The sequence below is a fragment of the Pseudoteredinibacter isoporae genome, from assembly GCF_011602085.1.
Taxonomy (GTDB): domain Bacteria; phylum Pseudomonadota; class Gammaproteobacteria; order Pseudomonadales; family Cellvibrionaceae; genus Pseudoteredinibacter; species Pseudoteredinibacter isoporae.
Genome location: NZ_JAAONY010000003.1, coordinates 69183 through 88732, shown reverse-complemented (window position 1 = coordinate 88732; position 19550 = coordinate 69183). Strand labels below are relative to the sequence as shown.

Annotated in this window: 18 protein-coding genes; 9 read left to right on the top strand and 9 right to left on the bottom strand. The window is 49.4% G+C overall.

The window, feature by feature from the left end:
• Positions 1 to 136: 136 nt before the first annotated feature.
• The 3 genes from G8768_RS16705 (at position 137) to G8768_RS16695 (ending at position 2526) form a co-directional block, all read left to right on the top strand.
• Positions 137 to 1180 carry a nucleoid-associated protein gene (locus G8768_RS16705; RefSeq protein ID WP_166843842.1) on the top strand — a complete coding sequence of 348 codons (1044 nt, stop codon included), beginning with the start codon at positions 137 to 139 and terminating at the stop codon, positions 1178 to 1180.
• Between the two features lie 132 nt (positions 1181 to 1312).
• Positions 1313 to 1729 (top strand): hypothetical protein, encoded by a 417-nt coding sequence (locus G8768_RS16700; protein ID WP_166843844.1) that lies wholly within the window; start codon positions 1313 to 1315, stop codon positions 1727 to 1729.
• A gap of 23 nt (positions 1730 to 1752) precedes the next feature.
• Positions 1753 to 2526, top strand: coding sequence for an AsmA family protein (locus tag G8768_RS16695; RefSeq protein WP_166843846.1), 774 nt, complete (start codon positions 1753 to 1755; stop codon positions 2524 to 2526).
• Between the two features lie 91 nt (positions 2527 to 2617).
• Here the strand turns inward: G8768_RS16695 and G8768_RS16690 are convergent, their stop codons facing one another.
• The gene (locus G8768_RS16690) at positions 2618 to 3280 is read right to left on the bottom strand and encodes an acyltransferase (RefSeq protein WP_166843848.1); all 663 of its coding nucleotides are present in this window, start codon (positions 3278 to 3280) and stop codon (positions 2618 to 2620) included.
• Between the two features lie 165 nt (positions 3281 to 3445).
• On the opposite strand from G8768_RS16690, the gene G8768_RS16685 reads away from it, so the two are divergent.
• The 3 genes from G8768_RS16685 to gorA all read left to right on the top strand — a co-directional run bounded on the left by G8768_RS16685 (position 3446) and on the right by gorA (position 5679).
• The gene (locus G8768_RS16685; RefSeq protein WP_166843850.1) at positions 3446 to 3679 is read left to right on the top strand and encodes a GrxA family glutaredoxin; all 234 of its coding nucleotides are present in this window, start codon (positions 3446 to 3448) and stop codon (positions 3677 to 3679) included.
• A gap of 228 nt (positions 3680 to 3907) precedes the next feature.
• Positions 3908 to 4144 (top strand): hypothetical protein, encoded by a 237-nt coding sequence (locus G8768_RS16680; RefSeq protein ID WP_166843852.1) that lies wholly within the window; start codon positions 3908 to 3910, stop codon positions 4142 to 4144.
• 170 nt (positions 4145 to 4314) lie between these two features.
• A complete protein-coding gene (gorA, locus tag G8768_RS16675) occupies positions 4315 to 5679 on the top strand; it encodes a glutathione-disulfide reductase (protein ID WP_166843854.1) in 1365 nt (454 codons plus the stop codon).
• Here the strand turns inward: gorA and G8768_RS16670 are convergent.
• The gene (locus G8768_RS16670) at positions 5672 to 6694 is read right to left on the bottom strand and encodes an AraC family transcriptional regulator (RefSeq protein ID WP_166843856.1); all 1023 of its coding nucleotides are present in this window, start codon (positions 6692 to 6694) and stop codon (positions 5672 to 5674) included. The genes gorA and G8768_RS16670 overlap by 8 nt on opposite strands.
• A gap of 247 nt (positions 6695 to 6941) precedes the next feature.
• Here G8768_RS16670 and G8768_RS16665 point away from each other — a divergent pair, with 247 nt between their 5' ends.
• Entirely contained in the window at positions 6942 to 8735 is a 1794-nt protein-coding gene (locus tag G8768_RS16665; RefSeq protein WP_166843858.1) for a hypothetical protein, read from the top strand.
• 222 nt (positions 8736 to 8957) lie between these two features.
• Positions 8958 to 10406 carry a flavin-containing monooxygenase gene (locus tag G8768_RS16660; protein ID WP_166843861.1) on the top strand — a complete coding sequence of 483 codons (1449 nt, stop codon included), beginning with the start codon at positions 8958 to 8960 and terminating at the stop codon, positions 10404 to 10406.
• A gap of 37 nt (positions 10407 to 10443) precedes the next feature.
• On the opposite strand, the gene G8768_RS16655 is transcribed toward G8768_RS16660, so the two are convergent.
• The 4 genes from G8768_RS16655 to G8768_RS16640 all read right to left on the bottom strand — a co-directional run bounded on the left by G8768_RS16655 (position 10444) and on the right by G8768_RS16640 (position 15006).
• Entirely contained in the window at positions 10444 to 11043 is a 600-nt protein-coding gene (locus tag G8768_RS16655) for a hypothetical protein (RefSeq protein ID WP_166843863.1), read from the bottom strand.
• Positions 11040 to 11804 carry a hypothetical protein gene (locus G8768_RS16650; protein WP_166843865.1) on the bottom strand — a complete coding sequence of 255 codons (765 nt, stop codon included), beginning with the start codon at positions 11802 to 11804 and terminating at the stop codon, positions 11040 to 11042. Before G8768_RS16650 ends, G8768_RS16655 begins: the two co-directional genes overlap by 4 nt.
• A gap of 211 nt (positions 11805 to 12015) precedes the next feature.
• The gene (gene xthA, locus G8768_RS16645) at positions 12016 to 12828 is read right to left on the bottom strand and encodes an exodeoxyribonuclease III (RefSeq protein ID WP_166843867.1); all 813 of its coding nucleotides are present in this window, start codon (positions 12826 to 12828) and stop codon (positions 12016 to 12018) included.
• Positions 12829 to 12852: 24 nt separating this feature from the next.
• Positions 12853 to 15006, bottom strand: coding sequence for a carboxy terminal-processing peptidase (locus G8768_RS16640; RefSeq protein ID WP_243749596.1), 2154 nt, complete (start codon positions 15004 to 15006; stop codon positions 12853 to 12855).
• 548 nt (positions 15007 to 15554) lie between these two features.
• Here G8768_RS16640 and G8768_RS16635 point away from each other — a divergent pair.
• Positions 15555 to 16409, top strand: a complete 855-nt coding sequence (locus tag G8768_RS16635) for a VOC family protein (protein ID WP_166843871.1) — start codon at positions 15555 to 15557, stop codon at positions 16407 to 16409.
• A 13-nt stretch (positions 16410 to 16422) separates the two neighbouring features.
• Here the strand turns inward: G8768_RS16635 and G8768_RS16630 are convergent, their stop codons facing one another.
• The 3 genes from G8768_RS16630 to G8768_RS16620 form a co-directional block, all read right to left on the bottom strand.
• On the bottom strand, positions 16423 to 17286 hold the full coding sequence (locus G8768_RS16630) for a DMT family transporter (RefSeq protein WP_166843873.1): 864 nt from the start codon (positions 17284 to 17286) through the stop codon (positions 16423 to 16425).
• A 141-nt stretch (positions 17287 to 17427) separates the two neighbouring features.
• Positions 17428 to 18114, bottom strand: coding sequence for a sugar transferase (locus tag G8768_RS16625; protein ID WP_166843875.1), 687 nt, complete (start codon positions 18112 to 18114; stop codon positions 17428 to 17430).
• A 12-nt stretch (positions 18115 to 18126) separates the two neighbouring features.
• On the bottom strand, positions 18127 to 19389 hold the full coding sequence (locus G8768_RS16620) for a WecB/TagA/CpsF family glycosyltransferase (protein ID WP_166843877.1): 1263 nt from the start codon (positions 19387 to 19389) through the stop codon (positions 18127 to 18129).
• Between the last annotated feature and the right edge of the window lie 161 nt (positions 19390 to 19550).

Genomic DNA, 19550 nt, shown 5'->3' with positions numbered 1-19550 from the left:
TAAACTCCTGTCTTCAAACGAGTTAGCCTGTCGGCGCTGCCAGTATAGCCAAGGCGATTGGTGATAGATAGCAGGGGCCTTGAATTCCTGCCTGAGGTATACTGTGACCTTTTTATGTGAAGGACGTTCAAGCCCTATGGCACTCAGCTTCTTTACCGCCAGCTATATGCAGCACGCGGCCCAGGCCAATCAATTTCGTTGTCAAACGCCCAATGTCGAGCTGGGCACCGGTGGTCGTCCGGAATACCTGCTCCGTGAGCTTAAACAGGCTTTTGTGGGCAAAGCCGGGAAAATCCACGGCAATTTCAGCCGGGAGCTGGCCGAAGCCCCATTGAAGCCGTGGTTGCAGGAGCTGCAAGAAGAGAAGATGAGCTTTAAAAGCCTCGGTGAGAAGCTTTGGCAGCACTTTGAAACCAAGCTGGCCGGAAGCAGTGTCGATCTGGATGCCCATATTCTGCTGTTTGTGGAAAGTCTGGCAGAGTGCGATTTTTTACACTTGTTCCTGCTGGATCATAAAGAGGGCCTGTATCTGGATACTGAATTGCAACTATCCGACAGCCTCTACCTCGATATCAGCAAAGTGATCGCCGGCTGCCGCATCAATATTACCGACGCACTGATCGCCGACCCCGATGTTCAGAGTGACAGCCCGATTTCCCTGTTGCGCCCCAGGGGCGACAAGGAACTCAGTGATTTCTTTACCGAAGTGGTCGGCATGGGTGATGCGTTAGACACCAAGGCGGATACCGAGAATTTTCTGGATGCCGTAGCGGAATTCACCAAAGATATGGACGAAGATCAAGCGGCTCTGTGCCGCAGTGAAGTGGTGGATTACTGTATTTCCCAGGATAAACTGGGTGAGACCGTCGTATTTGAGGAGCTGTCCAACGCTCTGGCCGAATCCAAAGCTGTGGAGGACGATGCCAGTTTTGCGAACTTCGTGTCGGACTATCAATCCCAGCGTGATATCGCTAAGACTGAGGAGCTGATTCCCGATCGAGCCAAGTTACGTCAGTTTTTGCGTATCAGTGGCCGCAGTGAGCAGCTGAGTATGAGTTTTAATGCGGATTGTTTGGGAGATAGCATTGTCTATGACCCATCGGCCGACAGTTTAACCATCAAGGCGATACCCAATGCCTTGAAAATGCGTTTGCTAGAACACTTGAACCAAGGGTCTTAATGGGGGCTAGGGTCGAGCAGGGAGTGTCGCTAAAGGCACACGGTTTGAGTGGATAAATGTTGTCGACGAAAAATTCAATTTAACCTATTCAACAACACAAGTGCCAAGCTCATTGAATGCGGAGGAAACTCAATGAAATACCTATCGATTATCTCAATTGCGCTAAGCCTGATTCTGGGCGTGTTTTGCTATCAGCTATGGCAGCAATCGACCGATCTTGCCACGCAGGTGCAATCTCTTCATGAGCAGAATGAACAACTGTCTGCCGAACTGAAAGCCAGCCGGGATGAAATGGGCTTTATTCGCAAAAAGCTGGTAGAGTTTGAGCGTACAAGCTTGAAAGGCATTGCCGATAAGGCCAATGATGCCTTTCTCGATGGCTGGGAATCCCTGATTGGTATCGTTGGTAAAGAGATCGATCAGGCCAGAAAGAATATTGAACAGCAGCGCCAGCATTCACCACAGTCGAATAAGCGTAGCGACGGTTCGGGTAATGGTGGCGGTACAAAGCCCAGCGACGGATTTACGGAAAACCCAAAAGAAACCTGAACCAGCATTAAGGATAACCTACCATGAAAGCCCTAAAAATATTGATCGGCTTGGTCGTTGTAGTGGTCATTGCCGTCGTTGTAATCGCAATGTTGTTTTTAAATAACATCAATCAGCTTACCGTGGATACCGTGCAGGACCAGGGCAGTGCAATGCTGAAAACGGAGGTGAAACTCCAGGCTGCCAATATCGAACTCACCAAGGGCAAGGGCAGTTTGCAGAATCTGACGGTGGCCAACCCAAGTGGCTTCAGTCAGGCCAATGCGGTGGAAATGGGTGCGGTAATCTTGCACATTGATCCTGAGTCTCTGCTGGGGGATGTTAAAGTAATCAAAGAGATCAGTGTTGATGGTGCCAAGTTGCTGGCTGAGCAGAAAAACCTGAAAGACACCAATCTGCAAGCGCTGTTGGACAACATTCAGCAATCGGCAGGACCCGCCAAGGAGGCTGCACCCGCTGAGAAAGGCCCGGATGTGCGCTTGATGGTTGAAAAGTTCCGCTTTACCAACGGTCAGCTAAACCTCAAGAGCGCCCAGTTTGGCGAGCGTTCCATTAATCTTCCTACCATTGCGCTGGATAACATTGGCGATAAAACAACGGGCCTGACACCGGAACAGCTGGGGCAGGCGGTTGTGGCGCCATTGTTGGAACAGGTCAAGGCTGCGGTGACCAAAGAGCTGACGGAGCTGGCAAAAGCCAAAGCTGAGGAAAAATTGAAAGAGAAATTGCAGGAAAAATTGACCGACAAGATCGGCGGTGAAGCCGTCGATAAACTGAAAAGCATATTCGGCCGTTAAGGTGCTTTCTTTTCCAGAGTAATATTCAATCGGGTATCAAGCACGGCGTAGAAATCCAATTTCTGCGCCGTTTTTGTATCGGGGTGAAGATCTACAAGCCAATCTCGTCGGCCAGCCGCTGTAATTCTTCCTCACTGAGTTCGCGTCGATCGCCAATCAGGCGGGCTGGATTCCCCGCCATAATGGCATAGTCTGGAACATCTTTACTGACCAGGCTGCCCATCCCCACGACAGCGTGATGGCCGATACGAACCCCATCGACAATGCCCACACGTGCCCCCAGCCAAACATCGTTTCCCAGGGTGATTCCTTTAGAGTTTACCGCCTGCGCGTGAATCGGCTTTTCCAAAGACATACCGTGGTTAAACGCGTACAGGGTGCAGTAGGGCGCAAGGCGGCAGTTATCCCCGATGTGAATGCCATGCCGGCCACCATCAAGGCTGCAGTGGTGATTGATACTGACCTGGCTTCCCATGGAAATAGGGCCGTGCAATACACTGTCTGCGGCCACAAAGCTGCCTTCGCCGATCTTGATCAGGCGGCCTGGCTCGGCGAACAGTTTGGCTTCAGGGGCGATAAAGCAGCGTTCTGCAATATCGACGGTTTCCAGGGACATCAGCTGCTGTTGCAGGGTGTCCTGCCAGGGTTTTGCCCAACTCAAGTGCTTGTCCTTTAAGCGAAAATAGAGCCAGGGCATAAAACTCAACCTGAGCTTGTGTTGAGGAATGTAGTCTATCTCTTTGTTTTTGCTCATTTTTAGTTCTTCGACGATGTGCCGGACATTCGATTAAAAAAGTTTGATAAGAAAAAGCTATTAGCTAAATTAATCAAATTAAATATCCAAATATACAGGGAAGTGGATAATAACAAACATCCGAGGTGCAGCAAGCGCCATTACTGAAAGCGAGAGGATTTAAAGATGAGTTATACCGTTTTTGGCCGCCCAGGTTGTGGTTTTTGTGAGCAGGCAAAGCGTCTTTTGGGACAGAAGTCATTGGACTTCCGCTATGTGGATATCCATGCGGAAGGCATCAGTAAAGCGGATTTGGAAAAGACCATTGGCCGCCCGGTAAGAACCGTACCTCAAATTTTTAAAGGAAGTGAATACGTCGGTGGCTACACCGAGTTAGCCGCCAGCTTAGCCGAACATTAACCCCTGCCGATCTGCTCTCTCCGAGCGCTTTTGCCCGCAGTTATTCGCCTGAAAACGAGGTGAATACCTCGGGCTTTTCTTTATTGTCGCTTCTATCCTTTCCCTAATTTGCAAAAATCAATATTGCCCTGTTTAATATTTCAACAGTCAGGCCGATAAAACCTTTGAGCGTCCGCGATAGCCGACTTGCTATTGCGTGGCGGAAACGTGTTAATGGCGGTGTGTTTTATGATCAATATTCCCAATATCTTTCGCCCGGGGGTGACTCGCAAAGCACTGAAACGTAAGGTGCCGGGGCAGAGTAATGTCACCCACACACAGGCTACTGATGCCACTGGCGAATACAACACGGTAGATCGCCGTCAGGGTGAGCGTCGTAAGGAAAATAAAGAAACCGCTTTGGACACCCGCAGCAAAAATCGTCGCAAAGACGACGATCAACCCCATATCGATATCAATGCCTGAGTCTGGCGACTCTTCTAAAATAGTTTAGTCTCTGGTCTAAAATAATAAGCTTATTCGTTATTGAGTATAGCGAAAAGCTATTACTTGTATTAGATTAAAATAATTCCCCAATTTATATTCATGGCCTACAGTTAGGCCCTGATGAAATCCACTGAGTAAAGGACAATCTTGTGAGCAGTGAAACCCAATACGATTATGATTTTCTGGTGATTGGTGCAGGCTCTGGCGGTGTGCGCGCCAGTCGCATGGCCTCGGGACTCGGCGCCAAGGTTGCCGTTATTGAAGACAGTGCCCTGGGTGGCACCTGTGTGAATGTTGGCTGCGTGCCGAAAAAACTGTTTGTTTACGGCTCACACTTCAGCGAAGAGTTTGAAGCGGCAGAAGGCTTTGGCTGGAAAGTGGGTGAGAGCGAATTTCACTGGCCAACATTGCGTGATCGAAAAACCGCTGAGATCGAGCGCCTTAACGGGATTTACGGAAATATTCTCGGTGGTGCGAATGTTGAAATTATTCACGGTCGCGGTGTTGTAACCGGGCCCAACACCGTTGCTGTCGGTGAACAGGAATACACGGCCAAAAATATTCTGATTGCTGTTGGTGGCTGGCCTTACGTACCCGAGTTTCCGGGCAGCGAACATGTGATCAGCTCCAATGAGGTTTTCTACCTGGATGAGTTTCCCAAACGAGCTCTGGTTGTGGGTGGCGGTTACATCGCGGTTGAGTTCGCAGGTATTTTTGCCGGTTTGGGTGCAGAAACCCATCAGGCTTATCGTGGCCCGATGTTCCTGCGTGGCTTCGACGATGACTTGCGTGAATTCGTTGCCAATGAAATGCAACAGAAAGGTATCAATCTGCATTTTAATACCGATGTCAGTAAGATTGTTAAAAACGAAGATGGCAGCTTAAAAGTCAGCTTTAATGATGGTCGTGAGCTGGAAGTGGATACCGTTATGTATGCCACTGGCCGACGCGCAAAAACCCCCGGTCTTGGGCTTGAAAATACCAAGGTTGAAATGCGCGCGAACGGTTCGATTGTGGTTGATGAAAACTACCAGACGGCCGAGCCAAGTATTTACGCTCTGGGCGATGTGATTGGTGGCATTGAATTGACACCGGTTGCCTTGGCGGAAGGCATGGCTTTGGCACACAATCTCTTTGGTGAAGGCGGCCGTCGTGTTGATTACGACAATATCGCGACGGCGGTTTTCAGTCAGCCGAATATCGCCACTGTTGGTTTAACAGAAGCCCAGGCCAAGGAAAAGTACGCCAATGTCGATGTGTATAAATCGGACTTTAAGCATATGAAGCACACCTTGAGCGGTTTGCCTGAGCGCACTTTGATGAAAATCATTGTAGATCGTGACAGTGATAAAGTTCTGGGCTGCCATATGGTGGGCAGTGATGCCGGTGAAATTATCCAGGGGCTGGCAGTCGCCATTCGCGCCGGTGCAACAAAAGCGATATTCGACACAACGATTGGTATTCACCCAACAGCGGCTGAAGAATTCGTAACCATGCGTGAGCCTGTTAGTTGATCGCGTTTTGTTTTCGAAACTGGACTGGCGAGAGACCGGTCCAGCGTTTGAAAGCGTGGGAAAAGTTAGCCGTTTCGCTGTATTCCAGTAATTCCGCAATCTGTTCTATCGAGAGGCCGGCATCAAGATATTGCTTGGCCAATTCAAAACGAATGTCATTAAGCAGTTGTTGATAGCTGCTGTTTTCTTCCTGAAGGCGCCGACGCAAGCTGCGTTCGGACAAGTGAAGTTTTTCGGCGAGGGTTTTTATTCCCGGAAACTGGCCGGGCTCGGCCAGCATGAGTGTTCTCACTTTATCAATAAAGCCGCCTTGCTGGCTAAAACTCTGTAATAACTGTTCACATTGTTTTCGTAAATACTGAGCTGCCTGGGCATCCCGTTGAGGCAGAACACCTTGCAGTAAATCCGGATCGAAGAGCAGGGCATTATATGGCTGTCCGAAACTCACCTTGCAATTGAAAAAGCGGTCGTAAAACGCCTGATCACCATTGCCATCGTGCATTAAATAAATGCGGGTAGCCTGCTGTTTTTGCATGGAAAAACTGTTGAAGGCCGTCATCGAGGCGGACATGTCTCTGTCGCTGTATATTTGCAGTAAATCAGCGGGCAGCTCGTAGGCCGGAGCAAATACAAAGCCGGCCAGATCATCAATGTTTTGAATGGATATTTTGAAATGTGAAAAAGTCAGTTCACCGAAATCGGCGACCAATTCCAGCGCCTCAGCAACTGTTGCTGCACTGAGAATGGCATAGCCGAGAACACCATAATTTTGCAGCTCGAAAACCTGACCGAGTTCCAGACCCAGCTCAGGGCTTTTATCCAGTTTTTGGATATTGCGGTAAATAGTAAATTCCTGTTCAAGGCTGAGGGTCTGTCCGTCTTGCAGCAGCGATTCCACATCCAGCGTTGTGCCCGACAGACATCGCTCCGCCGAGAAACCCTTGTCGTGCATTACGCGGAGAATGGGTTGCAAGCCTTTTAAGTGATGGTTTTTGAATTTGGGGGGAGGGTTCATAAGGCTTCTTCAGTGCGTGTTGGCCACTAATTACCGGGCTATCGCTTTTACGAAAGATTATCACAATGAAGATCAATAGGCATTGCTGGAAATAACGTCGGGTATTGATGTTTTTTTGAACGTTTTAGCAAGGGGTTCCATTGGTCTGTTTCTTCGCATTTTGGCCAGACGGTGTGGAGAAATGGTTCGGCCAGCCGATATAAGCAGCATACAGGAGCAGTCGTAGCAGTATGCCCAGGGTCGGACAATGAAAATCAGTAGCTCGCATTTTCCCAATATGCAATTGCCCAAGATGGAATTAGGGCAAACCTCACCAACTTCCCAGACACCCATCCGTGTTGCCGATATTGAATCGGTGAAGGTGTCACTCAGTGATTTTTCCGCGTCTCAAGATGCGCTTCTTGAAGCGGATAAAACGCTTACTCGCTTTGCGGTGTTTCAGGGGCATAACAGCGGATTGTTGATGCCCGAGTCTGAAAAAACTGACCGCATGCAGGCACAACTGGATCGAATTCCCGGCCGGGAAGCCAAAAGTCTGGTGGATTCCGGTTTACTGGATAGTGAAGAATTTCTGGATTTTGCGGAAAGTCTGAGCGATGAGGAACTGACGAATTTTGCCCAGGCTGCTGCAGCTTTGGAGACGCCGCCAAAGCTTAATAATTTTTTCTTTGCCAGCCCGGCAAAACAAAAAACAGAAGCGTTTATGCGCAGCTTGTCCGAAATGGATGCAGGTGTCCGCCGTGAAGTGCTCAGTAAAGCCAGTGAGCTGAGTCAGGGCGTTCCCCTTCGAGAGCCCAGTCCAACCTATTCAGCCAGAGGCGTATTGGCCGAGGGTTCGGCCCAGGCTAATGATATTCACAACTTTGTCAAAACCGTCAATCAACTCGGCGGTGACAGTGATAAACAAGCCGCCCTTTTACAGGGGCTAGGCCACTACCAGGCGGATCAGCAAAGTGGTCTGTTAACCATTGCCGCAGGTGGCGCCGATATGGGCCTGCGTTTGATGGACAGTTTGCAGGTGTTTTCCAAAGACGCCCAGGATGCCACCATTGACTATCTAAAGGGGGTCAGCGATAAGAAATCACCCTTTGAATTGACGGTAACGAAAGCCACCGACCCGGAGAATTGGAGTGGGGCGGTTTTGGGTTACGACAATCACTCCTCCAATGTGGTCGAGGGCATGATCAGTGATATCGTCAGTATCAGCGAGAATTACCGTTTTACTGACGAGCAGTGGCAAGACATGATGGAAGAGTTGGGTGGCCTGGATGCTACAGATCAGCGAGCCTATATCGCTATCACGAAAGGTGGCCTTGATACATTGTTGGATGGCAGCCCGGGAAAGCCGGAAGATGTTAATCAAAATGCCCAGCTGATGGACAATCTTGATCGCCTCCGGAATAGCTCGATTGTGCGGGATGTGGTCTTCAAGTCCGCCGTCGGAGAAGAGCGAGTGAGTGATGGGCAGAGTTATTATGCCCATAAAGAAAGCTCAGACAGCAAGCGCGATCAGGAAGCTATGGTGGAATTTCTGGTTACTGACGCCTGGCTCAATCGGGAAGATGAAGCCCGCACCCTCGTAATCGCCTCCAAGCTCGAGGCATTAGGCGCGGAACAGCGTGATGAGCAGGTGGACACCATCAATGGACTGGTGACCGAGAGAGAACCATTGGCGCAGTCTTCTGACGTCCAGTTGCAAGATGACTATGAGAAAGTTTTACAGCGCAGCGACGTTCTGCGCCACAGTAATGATATTCCGGCCCTGAATGCCCTGGAGCAAACGCTGGATGCCTCTCTCAAGGACAAATTCTGGGCCACTGCGCCGATTATGGAAGGTGAGGTGGATGAGTTTGTTCAGACCCTCTCGGCCATAGAAGGCCCTCAGCAGGCGATGATATTGGAGTATCTGGATACTCTGAAAGCCGAGGCTGAGGAGCAGGGGCTTGCCGACGAAGTGCTCAGGGATACTGCTCTGGACTTTTTGAATGACATCTCTCGCGGCCTCAGGGGCTCTATCAACCCTGACAAAGACCGCCCTTAATTTATTTCCGGTTAAAACGGTCAATGAAGACAAAGGTTGGCCGAAACTCACAAATTTTTGTCCTGCTGCCACATCCTATGAATCGCGAGGCTCCGATAGACTGGAGTTTATGATTTGAGCGGTTTTCTTGGGGCTATCAATGAGCCCGTCTCAGCCCGAAAACCGCAGCCCCAATGCAATAAATGATAAATACAAAAAATCGATAAAGAGAATCATAGGATTATGCGTCAACCCAAGATCGTTATTGTTGGTGCCGGAATGACCGGTATATTGCTGACCATCAAGCTGCGTGAAGCCGGAATATCCGATATCACCGTCCTGGAAAAGGCCGCTAAGGTAGGAGGCACTTGGCGAGAGAATCGCTATCCCGGTGTTGCCTGTGATGTTCCAGCGCATATGTACACCTATTCCTTTGAATATAATCCCGAGTGGAGCGATTTCTTCGCTAAGGGTGACGAAATTCAAGCCTACTTCGAGCGGGTTGCTGAAAAGTATCGGGTTTATGATCACATCAAGTTCAATCAGGAAGTCAGCAAGGCCGAGCGTCAGGACGGCAAGTGGCAGATTCAATGCAAAAGCGGTGAAGCTTATGAGGCGGATTTTCTGATTCACGCCACCGGTATTCTTCACCATATTTCGCTGCCGGAGATTGAAGGTCTGGACAGTTTCCAAGGTGAGATGTTCCACACTGCCCGTTGGAATCAGGATATTGATTTCAAGGGCAAGCGGGTAGGCGTTATTGGAACCGGTTCAACAGCGGCACAGTTTATTCCTGAATTGGTGAATGCGGGTGCTGAAGTGTCTGTTTTTCAGAGAACACCGCAATGGCTATTGAGTATGGGTGCTCAACAATACAGTGAAAAAGACAAAGCCAAAATGCGTGCCCGACCTGGGATTATGCGCCGAATTCGACAGCGTGCCGAGTTTGGTTTGGAGCATATTTTTACCAAAGCCGTAACAGGACAAAAATTGCAGGGCGCACTGCTGAGTTGGGCCTGTAAACGCTATCTTAAAAAGAGCATTAAAGATCCTGTATTGCGGGAAAAACTCACGCCTGATTATACCGTTGGATGTAAGCGGGTCATTATCAATAATACGTTTTACGATGCTATCCAAAAGCCTAATGCTGAATTGGTCACCGAGGGCATCGAGTGCATTAACGAAAAGGGTATTCTCTGTAAGGATGGCCGTCAGCGGGACTTGGATGTGTTGGTGCTATCCACCGGTTTCAAGCCGTTCAATTTTATGCGCCCTATGGAACTGACCGGGCGAGACGGATTGCACATCGACGATGCCTGGGGCAAAAAAATTCAGTGTTATCGCTCATTGTTGGTGCCCAACTTTCCAAATATGTTTTTAATGCTGGGCCCTTACACGCCGATTGGGAACTTCTCGGTCATTGCCATGAGCGAAGTGCAAACCCAGTATATTCTTAAGCTGATTCAAGCCTGGCGCGAAGAGCAATTTGAAGAGCTGGATGTTAAACAAGCGGCGGTTGAAAGCTTTAATCAGCGAATGAAAGCGGGCATCAAGAATACCACTTGGGTAGGCGGTTGCCAGAGCTGGTATCAGGATGAAGACGGCGATCCGATTTTGTGGCCATTTACCTGGAAGCAGTGGTGCAGTGAAATGTCTCAAGTGGATTACGGAGATTTGAGTTTGGAAAAATAGTGGGCAGGATGTGCATTTGGTTTTTCAAAGGGTGCATTTAGCTGTTATCGCTACGCCGTACAGTGATATTGAGGTCAGCGCCAGGTACGTCGAGATCCAGCAGTAAAACCGTAATATGTTGGCCGGTTGGGCTAATGTGTATACCCGGTAGTTGCAGCCATTGTTGCAGTTTGGCCTGCTGGGCGTTTTCCTGCCCATTCTGCTTGGGCGCTTGATACAGACGATGCTCTCGACTTTGACTGAAAATCAATGCACCTTTGTCATCTTTGATTTGTACTGAATAGCTCAGGGCTTTTTTCTCCTGCTGGTTCTTGGCAATCGGGTTGATTTCAAGCAGAAGTGGGCCGTGTTCATCAATGGCGATGCTGAGTTTTACCTTTTTGTTTTCACTCAGTGCATTTTCTTCAAGTTGTTTTGAATAGAGCAGTTCAGTGTGATTGCTGCGATTCAATTCGGTCCAGCAATACAGGGAAAGCAGGCAGAAGATGGTTCCCATCGCCAGCGGGGTAAAGTTGTGGCTGAAATCGTCTTCCGTTCCTTTGCGCATAAAACGCTTCAGGCTGATGAAAATCCCATACAGGCCGGCGGCGCCCAAAGCGCTGCCCAAAACCATCAGGAGCAGGCTGGCGATATTCATTGATGTTGCCGCCAGAATTCTTTTTCGCCATTGGGGCGCGTGATCAGCATACGCCCATTTTCAATGTAGTAACGTCCATAGAGGTACCATTGCCCATTCTCCTGCAAGGACAATAAGCGATCGCCGCTGGCCGCTTGTTGAATCCTCCAGCGGCCGGCGGGGGTGCTTTGCGCTCCGGAAATGACATTGCTGTCCGGGCCACCGCCAAAACTCTGGCTGGCGCTGTATACATCACCATTGGGCCTGAGTTCTACCCAGTCTTGGGACCCGAAGGAATATTCGCCGCTGGTGTAGGATTCTGAATAAACCCAACGCCCCACTAATTGATAATCCAGTGCTTGATGGTTTTGTTGCTGTGCTTGAGTCGGAGTTTGGTTTGCGCTGGGGGCAGAGTTATTGTCCGGGCGCAATAACAGTGTTTGCGGCTGGGCAAATGCGCCTTGCAAATACATATGCAGATTTAAAGTGTTATCAGAGAGTGGATGAACCTGCACAGCAACCTGGGCGCCGGCCTGATCGGTCAGATACCCTTGAAACGAACTTCCCTGCAAGTGACTGTTCAGAACATAGCGGTAGTTGTCGACCAGAATCGAGCCGCTGAGCTGATTTTCTTTGCGTTCGAGTTCAGCTTGTACGGGCAGAGTCGCGGCGGCACCGTTGCCTGAACGTTCAAAGGACCCCGAATAGCTGAGCGCCAAACTGAACGAGCTTAGCAAAATGGAATAAGCGGTGAGAAGCGAAGTGAAAAGATAGTGGCGCATATCCTGTGCTGTACGTAGTGTCGGGAGGGATACACTATTGTCGACAAGCAGGGCAGTTTGGAGTAGTGCTAAAACTAGTGAGAACTCGCGTATTGTGATCGCTAAAATCGGTCATAGATTTGGGTGGAAACTACAAATAATTGCGGACAATAAAAAAGCCTGCGGTTTATTTAAATAGCAGGCTTTTTTAGGCATTTTTGAGCAAATAAAATCAGAAGTCGTAGTGCGCCCAGATAGGACAGTGATCCGATGGCTTTTCCATGCCTCGGACATCGTAGTCAATATCCGCATCTTTAAGTTTTTCAGCCAGAACTTTCGTGTGCATGATCAGGTCGATGCGCAGACCGCGTTTGGGTTCACGCTCGAAACCACGGCTGCGGTAATCAAACCAGCTGAACTTGTCGTCGCGCTCGGGGTGAATTTCACGGTAGCTGTCGCTTAAGCCCCAATCAGAAAGGGTTTTTAGCCACTCGCGCTCCTCAGGCAGGAAGCTGCATTTGCCGTCTTTGAGCCAGCGCTTGCGATTGCTGTCACCAATGCCAATATCAATATCTTCCGGAGAGATATTCATATCGCCCATAACAATCAGATTGTCTTCCGGCTTGCAGTGTTCGCCCAGAAAGCCCATCAAGTCGGCATAAAAATTACGTTTATTAGGAAACTTGACCGGGTGTTCGCGGTTTTCGCCCTGGGGAAAATAACCGTTCAAAACCGTAACTTCCTGACCATTAACATCAAAGCGTCCACCAATAAAGCGGCGCTGGCTGTCTTCGGTATCTCCGCTGAAGCCTTTAAAGGTTTCTTTGAATGGGTGGCGGCTTAGCAGAGCAACTCCGTAGTGGGTTTTCTGACCATGAAAGGCAACATGGTAACCCAGTGCTTCAATATCAGCGATTGGAAAGTCTTCATCGGTTACCTTGGTTTCCTGGATGCCGATGAAGTCGGCTTGATGGGTGTCTTTCAGCGCCTGCAGTTGGTGCAGGCGCATACGAATGCTGTTGGTATTAAAAGAAATAGCGCGCATATAGCAAATAAAACTCGCAGATTATTAACGTTTGCTTACTTTCGGTGATTGTGGGCGCTTGGCGTATTGCCCACGCTCAGACTGCAAGCGTATAAAGTCTGCCATTATATATCCGCTTTCCATCAAAAGTGGATCTTTATCCGGATTAATACGGCTTTCCGGCTCCTGGGTTTGCGCAGCGGTTTCTTCGCTTTCGTTTTCTTCCTCTTCCTTACCATCGTTTTTGTAGGCTTCGATATCCGCAAAAGGCTCCATACCTTTACCGGTACGACGTTTGTTTTCCAGAGCGAAAGCCTGTTCCTCGCGCGCTTTCTTTTCAGCACGACGGGTATCTTCATTCAGGGAAACAAATTTCTTTTCCCGTTGCTTTTCAATGATGTCGAGCTGGGAGAGGAGATGAATAAAGTCCGGATCTTTATCAACGCGATCTTGATGCAACTTTTTCAGAGCGGGTTTAATGTCGGCGATATTATCGTAAGTCCCGTGGGGTACCCGGTGAATGGTGTCCCAGGCCAGGGCATTGTCGTAGGCACTTTCGCCCACTTCCTCAACATCGACCAGCGTGGGCAGTGCAATATCAGGCAACACGCCACGGTGTTGGGTGCTGTCCCCAGAAACGCGATAAAACTTGGATTCGGTAATCTTCAGGCGACCCTGATGAACCGGGCTCAGGGATTGTACGGAACCTTTACCAAAGGTTTGGGTGCCCACAACCAGACCACGGCCATAATCCTGAATTGCACCGGCAAAAATTTCCGAAGCCGAAGCACTCAAACGATTGGTCAAGACCATCAGCGGGCCTTGATAAACCGGAGGGCGACGGGAGCGATGGGTACGGCTGATGGACTGATTAGCGCGGCGAATTTGAACCACGGTGCCGCTATGGATAAACAGATCGGTCAACCAAGTGGCTTCTTCCAGAGAGCCGCCGCCATTATTGCGCAGATCGAGGATAATTCCGTCGACCTTGGCCATTTTCAGCTCGTTGAGTAAACGCAGTACATCTTTTGTGGTGCTTTTGAAATTTGGGTCACCTCGGCGGTAGGCGCTGAAATCCAGATAGAAAGCGGGCAGGTCAATAACGCCGAGCTTGTACAATTTGTCGCCATCGCTGACCTCAAAGACATGGCTTTGGGCTGCCTGTTCTTCGAGCTTCACTTTGTTGCGGCGAATTTCGACAATTTTATAAGCGCTGTCGTCACCGTCTGGCAAAACCTGCAAGCGAACCAAGCTACCTTTTTTGCCGCGAATCAGTTGAACCACTTCATCCAGACGCCAGCCGATCACGTCCACCATTTCGCCTTCGCGACCCTGGCCAACAGCTACAATACGATCAGAAGGTTTCAGGTCACCTTGTTTGTCGGCTGGACCGGCGCTGACAATGCGAACCACTTTGGTGTATTCATCTTCGGTTTGTAAAACCGCACCAATGCCCTCGAGGGAAAGGGACATATTGATGTTGAAGTTTTCCATGGTGCGCGGAGACAGGTAATTCGTGTGTGGGTCATACAGCGCACCCAGAGCGTTCATGTACGCTTCAAAGGCATCATGGGTGTCTTGCTGCTCAACGCGCTTCAGTAAATTACCATAGCGACGCTTCAGGGTTTTTTTGGCTTCATCAAGGTTTTTGTCAGCCAGCTTGAGGTTGAGCAGGTCGCTCTTTAAGCGTTTACGCCAGAACTCATCCAAATCGGCCTTTGACTGGGCCCAGCGGCGGAGGTCCGGGTCGAGGTTTAATTCTTCGTCTTTGCCGAAATCAACTTTGTATTCTTCGCTGTTCAGTTGGTCCAGAATCCACTGGGTGCGGTCACTCAGACGCTGGCGGAACAGATTGAAGATATCGTAACCAGCGTCCAGCGAGCCAGCTCTCAGCTGATCATCAAACTGGCGCTTGTATTCGGAAAAGAGGGCAATGTCCTGGGCCTGAAAGTAGGCTTTATAGGGATCCAGGCGATCCAGATATTCATCAAACAGCCGCTGAGACAAGCTATCGTCGATATTCTGGCGACGGTAGTGCTGGCTGTTCAGGGTTTCGAGTATGTCTTGCGCGGTTTTTGATTGATCTTTGTTGTAGCTCAGCTCTTGAAGGGCTTGGGCTGAACCTGGAAATAAACTTAAGGCCGTGCTTACCATGAAAACTGACAATGGCAGGCAGAGAGATAAGGCAGTTTTTCTCATAATCATAATCGCTATTAAACCCCGAAGGGTATTATTGTTACATCCTGTGATCTGAACCGGCGCTGAGTGAGCTGTGGCCTACTGCTAATGGCTGGATCAACATAAGTACGGACTTATAGACTCAATATTAGCCGGTTTGCTCCCGGCCCTCCATGATAAGAGTGGTTTTTGCGGTAAATGCCTAATGTTCCGTACAAAATTCCTACAAATCGGGTCTAAAAGTATAAACCCTTACTCATTGCTTATTCCCTGAGTAGACTGATAAGAATCATAAACACTCCTTGATATCACCTTAAATATACCCGCTAAGCTATTGACCGGCATATAATAATTAAATCTATCAATATGCAGAGAGTAATTGTCCGTATTAACCCTAAGAACAGTGTAGTCCTTAGGATAGACTGCACGCGATTGTCTGATCACCATTCATCACTAATGTTTTAGCGATCGCTAACAAATCGCTAACAAGTAGTGGCCGCAACTTCATGTGTCCATTTCACCTGGGCAAAGTCAGGTTCGAGAGCAATTTAAGGAGTATTAGGGTGCCGATGTTAAATGCCATAGACCGCGTCATGTTGGCCGTTCAGAGTGTGGAAAGTGCTCGTGAGGCTTATTGTGAAGTTCTGGGCCGAGAACCCAGCGAGGAAGGCACCGATGCCCGCCTCGGTGTCGCCTATTGTCGATTTCGGCTGTTCAGCAGCTGCATTGAATTGCTGAGCCCATTGGACAATTATGACGGTGATAGCCCTTTGTTCAAAAGGGCACAGTGGCAGTTGGCGCATCATGGTGAGGGGATTATGGCTATTGCCTTTGCCACTCAGCAGCTCGATGACTGCCTTGCTGTATTCGAGGAGCAAAAGCTGGGGGTTAAGGTACTCGATGCGGATGGCTATCTGAAAAACTCGCGCATGATCCAGTTACAGGAAGATCATTGCATGGGGCTTGGCTTGTTGGTTGTGGAGACAGAAGACCGATTGAGTTTGCCGTTTGCAAAACCCTCAACAGAGTCTGGCCACGGGCTTATCGATGACGTTGATCATATTGTGTTAAATACCCGGGACAGCGACACTTTGAAACACTGTTTTTCCGAACAGCTGGGCTTAGCCCTGCGTCTGGATCAAAGTCGTGAAGAATGGGGGGTACGTCAGTTGTTCTATCGCGTGGGTGCAAACATTCTTGAAGTCATGGAATTTCTTTCAGAAGAACAAAAAGCCAAAGCCGATTATTTCTGGGGGATCGCTCTGGCGGTTCCGCGTCTTGATCCGTGTTTGGAGCGTTTGCGCGAAACCGGTATCGCTGTGAGTAATGCGCGAAAAGGGCGCAAGAAACACACCCGCGTCGCGACCCTAAAAAGCCATGATTGCGGTGCAGCAACCTTACTGATCAGCCAGGAGCGTCCATAAGACAGGGGCTTATTTACGCCTGGCTTTTACGCTGGCGCCGCCACTGCAACAAGGCCAATGTGAGGTTGGCTGAGATGATAAGAGAAGCCCCCAATACCATTTCAAGGCTGATATCTTCGTTCAGCACAAAATAGCTGGAGATCATGGCCAGCGGCACATAGAGATAATAAATCATCGCGGTGAACAAAGCGGGCAACTCGGTGCTCGCTTTTACCCATAAGCCATGGGCCAGCACTGTACAAATCACCCCCAGTGCCAGTAACTTGTTTACGTCCAGCATTGTCTCAGGGGGTTCGAAATCCCGGACGAAAAATAAAAATACCAACAGGGCAAAAGCAAACTGCCCCCAGGTTCGCGTTAAGGTCGGAATCTCGTTTACGCGCTGGTGTAGCAGTGGCATCGCGCCGTAAAGTAATCCGCTGATTAAGCCCACAATCAATCCCGGCGTACTGCTTTCCTGCCAGTTCAACGGCGGTGCCACTATAATGCAGCCACCAATGCATACCGCAATTGCCAGCCATTCCGATACACGAATTTGATACTGTTTAAACACCACGTTCAACAGCAGCAAATGAACGCCATAAGTGGATACGGCGATCGCGGCGAGTGCGGCGCCGGCGGCTTTAATGCTGTAAAAATAGGTCAACCAGTGCACGCCAAAACACAGGCCAATCCAAAACAGGCCAAGCCACTGTGTTTTATTGAGTTTGAGCAGAAGTTGTCGGTAAAAAACGAATGGGCTGATCAGCAAAAGAGCAATGCCCAGCCTGAAAATGCCAATACTGATTTCATTGGCAGAGGTTGATTTCACCAACACCGGCACCATCGACATACTGGTTACGGCCAGTAGGGCAATAAGGATCAGTCGAATGGGCATGGGAACTCCAAAGGTCAAAGGCGCAGGGATGATAGTTCATAGGGCGCCCAAACAAAAGCGTAAACACTTTGAAAGCCTGGTAAATTGGCCCTGGAGAACAAGTCAGAAGTCTGACCTTTAAACCTCAGGGGGATAAGGCGCTCAGTAAGCGCCTTTTGCCGAAATGACGGCTGGAATGGTACGCAGTAAAATCAATATGTCCTGGAAAGGGCTTTGCTCGGCAATATAGCGTTTATCGAGTTCAAGTTGTTGATCAAACGCGATATCGGCACGGCCGGATACCTGCCACAACCCCGTAATGCCTGGTAAAACCTTCAGGCGAGCCATATCGCTCAGAGCGTACTGCGCCACCTCAGTAGTGAGTGCCGGACGTGGGCCAACCAGGGCCATCTGACCGCAAACCACATTCCACAATTGTGGCAATTCATCCAGGGAATAGCGACGCAGATAATAACCAAGCCCAGTAATGCGCGGATCTTTTTTAAACTTCAGACAGATACCATCGCGACTGCTTTCACTGGCGTCAGGCGCGACATAGTTCGGATCATTTTCAGTGTACATGGTCCGCAGTTTATAGAAACCAAAGTGCTCACCATGCTTACCCACTCGCACCTGTTTGTAGATGGCGCCGCCCTGGGATTCCAGGCGAATTGCCAAAAAGATTAGCAGTAACAGCGGGCTCAAAACCAGCAGGATAACAAAGGCAATACACTGTTGAAAAAACATGGGCAGGCCTCGATGACCACTTTGGTGTGCTCGCCAACCCCGAGGCACCAGAAGTTCGCCAGGATTATCAATAAAGCGGAAATCGACACGTGAATTTATCATGATTATTTCTCCTTATTGGCTACGCTTCATGCGGAAAAGTCGAAACAGATACAGTGGGTTGCCATACACATAACGCTGCCATTTCTGGCGAGGTTCCTGTGCCAGACGCCATAACCACTCGAACCCCATTTCTCGCAAAAACAGGGGGGCTCTTGGAATGTTTCCCGAGTAATAATCGAATAAGCCACCTACGGCGATTGCCTTGCGACAGCTTAGGTGTTTGCGGTTGCGTTCCAACCATTGTTCTTGCCGTGGAGACCCCAAACCAAGTAACAAAATATCGGCGTGACTGCGGTTAATTTTTTCCAGCAATTGCTTTTCATGACGCCCCTCATCGTCGTTTTCAATGTAACCATGTTGAACGCCGGCGATATGAATAAATGGGTAGCGTTGACAAAGATTGCGTGCCGCCTGCGCGGCAACGCCGGGCTTGGAACCCAACAGAAATATTTTCAGACCGCTTTCCTGGGCTCGTTCGCAAAGGCGTGGCAGTAAATCCGTTCCATTGATATTACCTTTGAGATGAACCCCTTGCTTGCGAGCGCCGAGGCGAACACCTGAGCCATCGGCAAACACCCGATCGGCACGGTTAATTGCTGATTTTAACGCTTTGTCCTTGTGGGATTGGTTAATGGAATTGACGTTGACGAAGACGCCGGTTTCACACTCGCCGGAGTAAGGACTGAACAGCCAGTCAAGCGCTTCTTGCATACTGTTGTTGTTGATTCGAAGTCCGAATAGGTAGAAAGAATCCGGGCGGCGGAGTTTCTCGCCCGAAAAAAATAATTGCGTAAACACTGAGCGACAAAACGAACTCACGTAACGAAAACCACGCAGTGAATCGAATTGCTGTTCCAGACTCAGCGTTTCATTGGGAGGAATGAGACCGATATCCCGATGGGCCGAGGCGAGGCTTAACAGACCGGGTGCCGGTGCGCTGTCGACAGACACCTCTGGAGCTGAACGGCGAGTCTCCAAGGTGGCGTTCGAGGGCAGGCGGTCGATTCCGAACAGACTTAAGTTGCCTTTCATCACGCTCAACAGCAAGCCACAGTTCGCATAATCCGTGTTACGCAGGTACAAGAGATGAACTGGACGATGAAGAGCATCTAATGCGATCTCCCGGCGCAGGCAGGGTTCCGAGCGGAAATAGGAGCGGGCAGCCGCCAGGGCATAGACAGGGCTGCATAGAATCAGACCGGCGCTGGCGATGGTGATATCGAAAACCCGGCTGAAAGGGTGCTGCCGGGTGGATAAGCGATCTCTGCTGTGCATGGCAAACTCCTGTTGTGGGATTCAACAGGGCTGTTGCAAACAGCGTTCCAGCTTCAATATAAAATATAAGTTACTGATTTTTATATATATTTAATTTTCTTTTGTGCAAAATTTAGAAGCTTCAATCTACTGAGTTCCATTTTGCATCGCAGCTTGCAAAA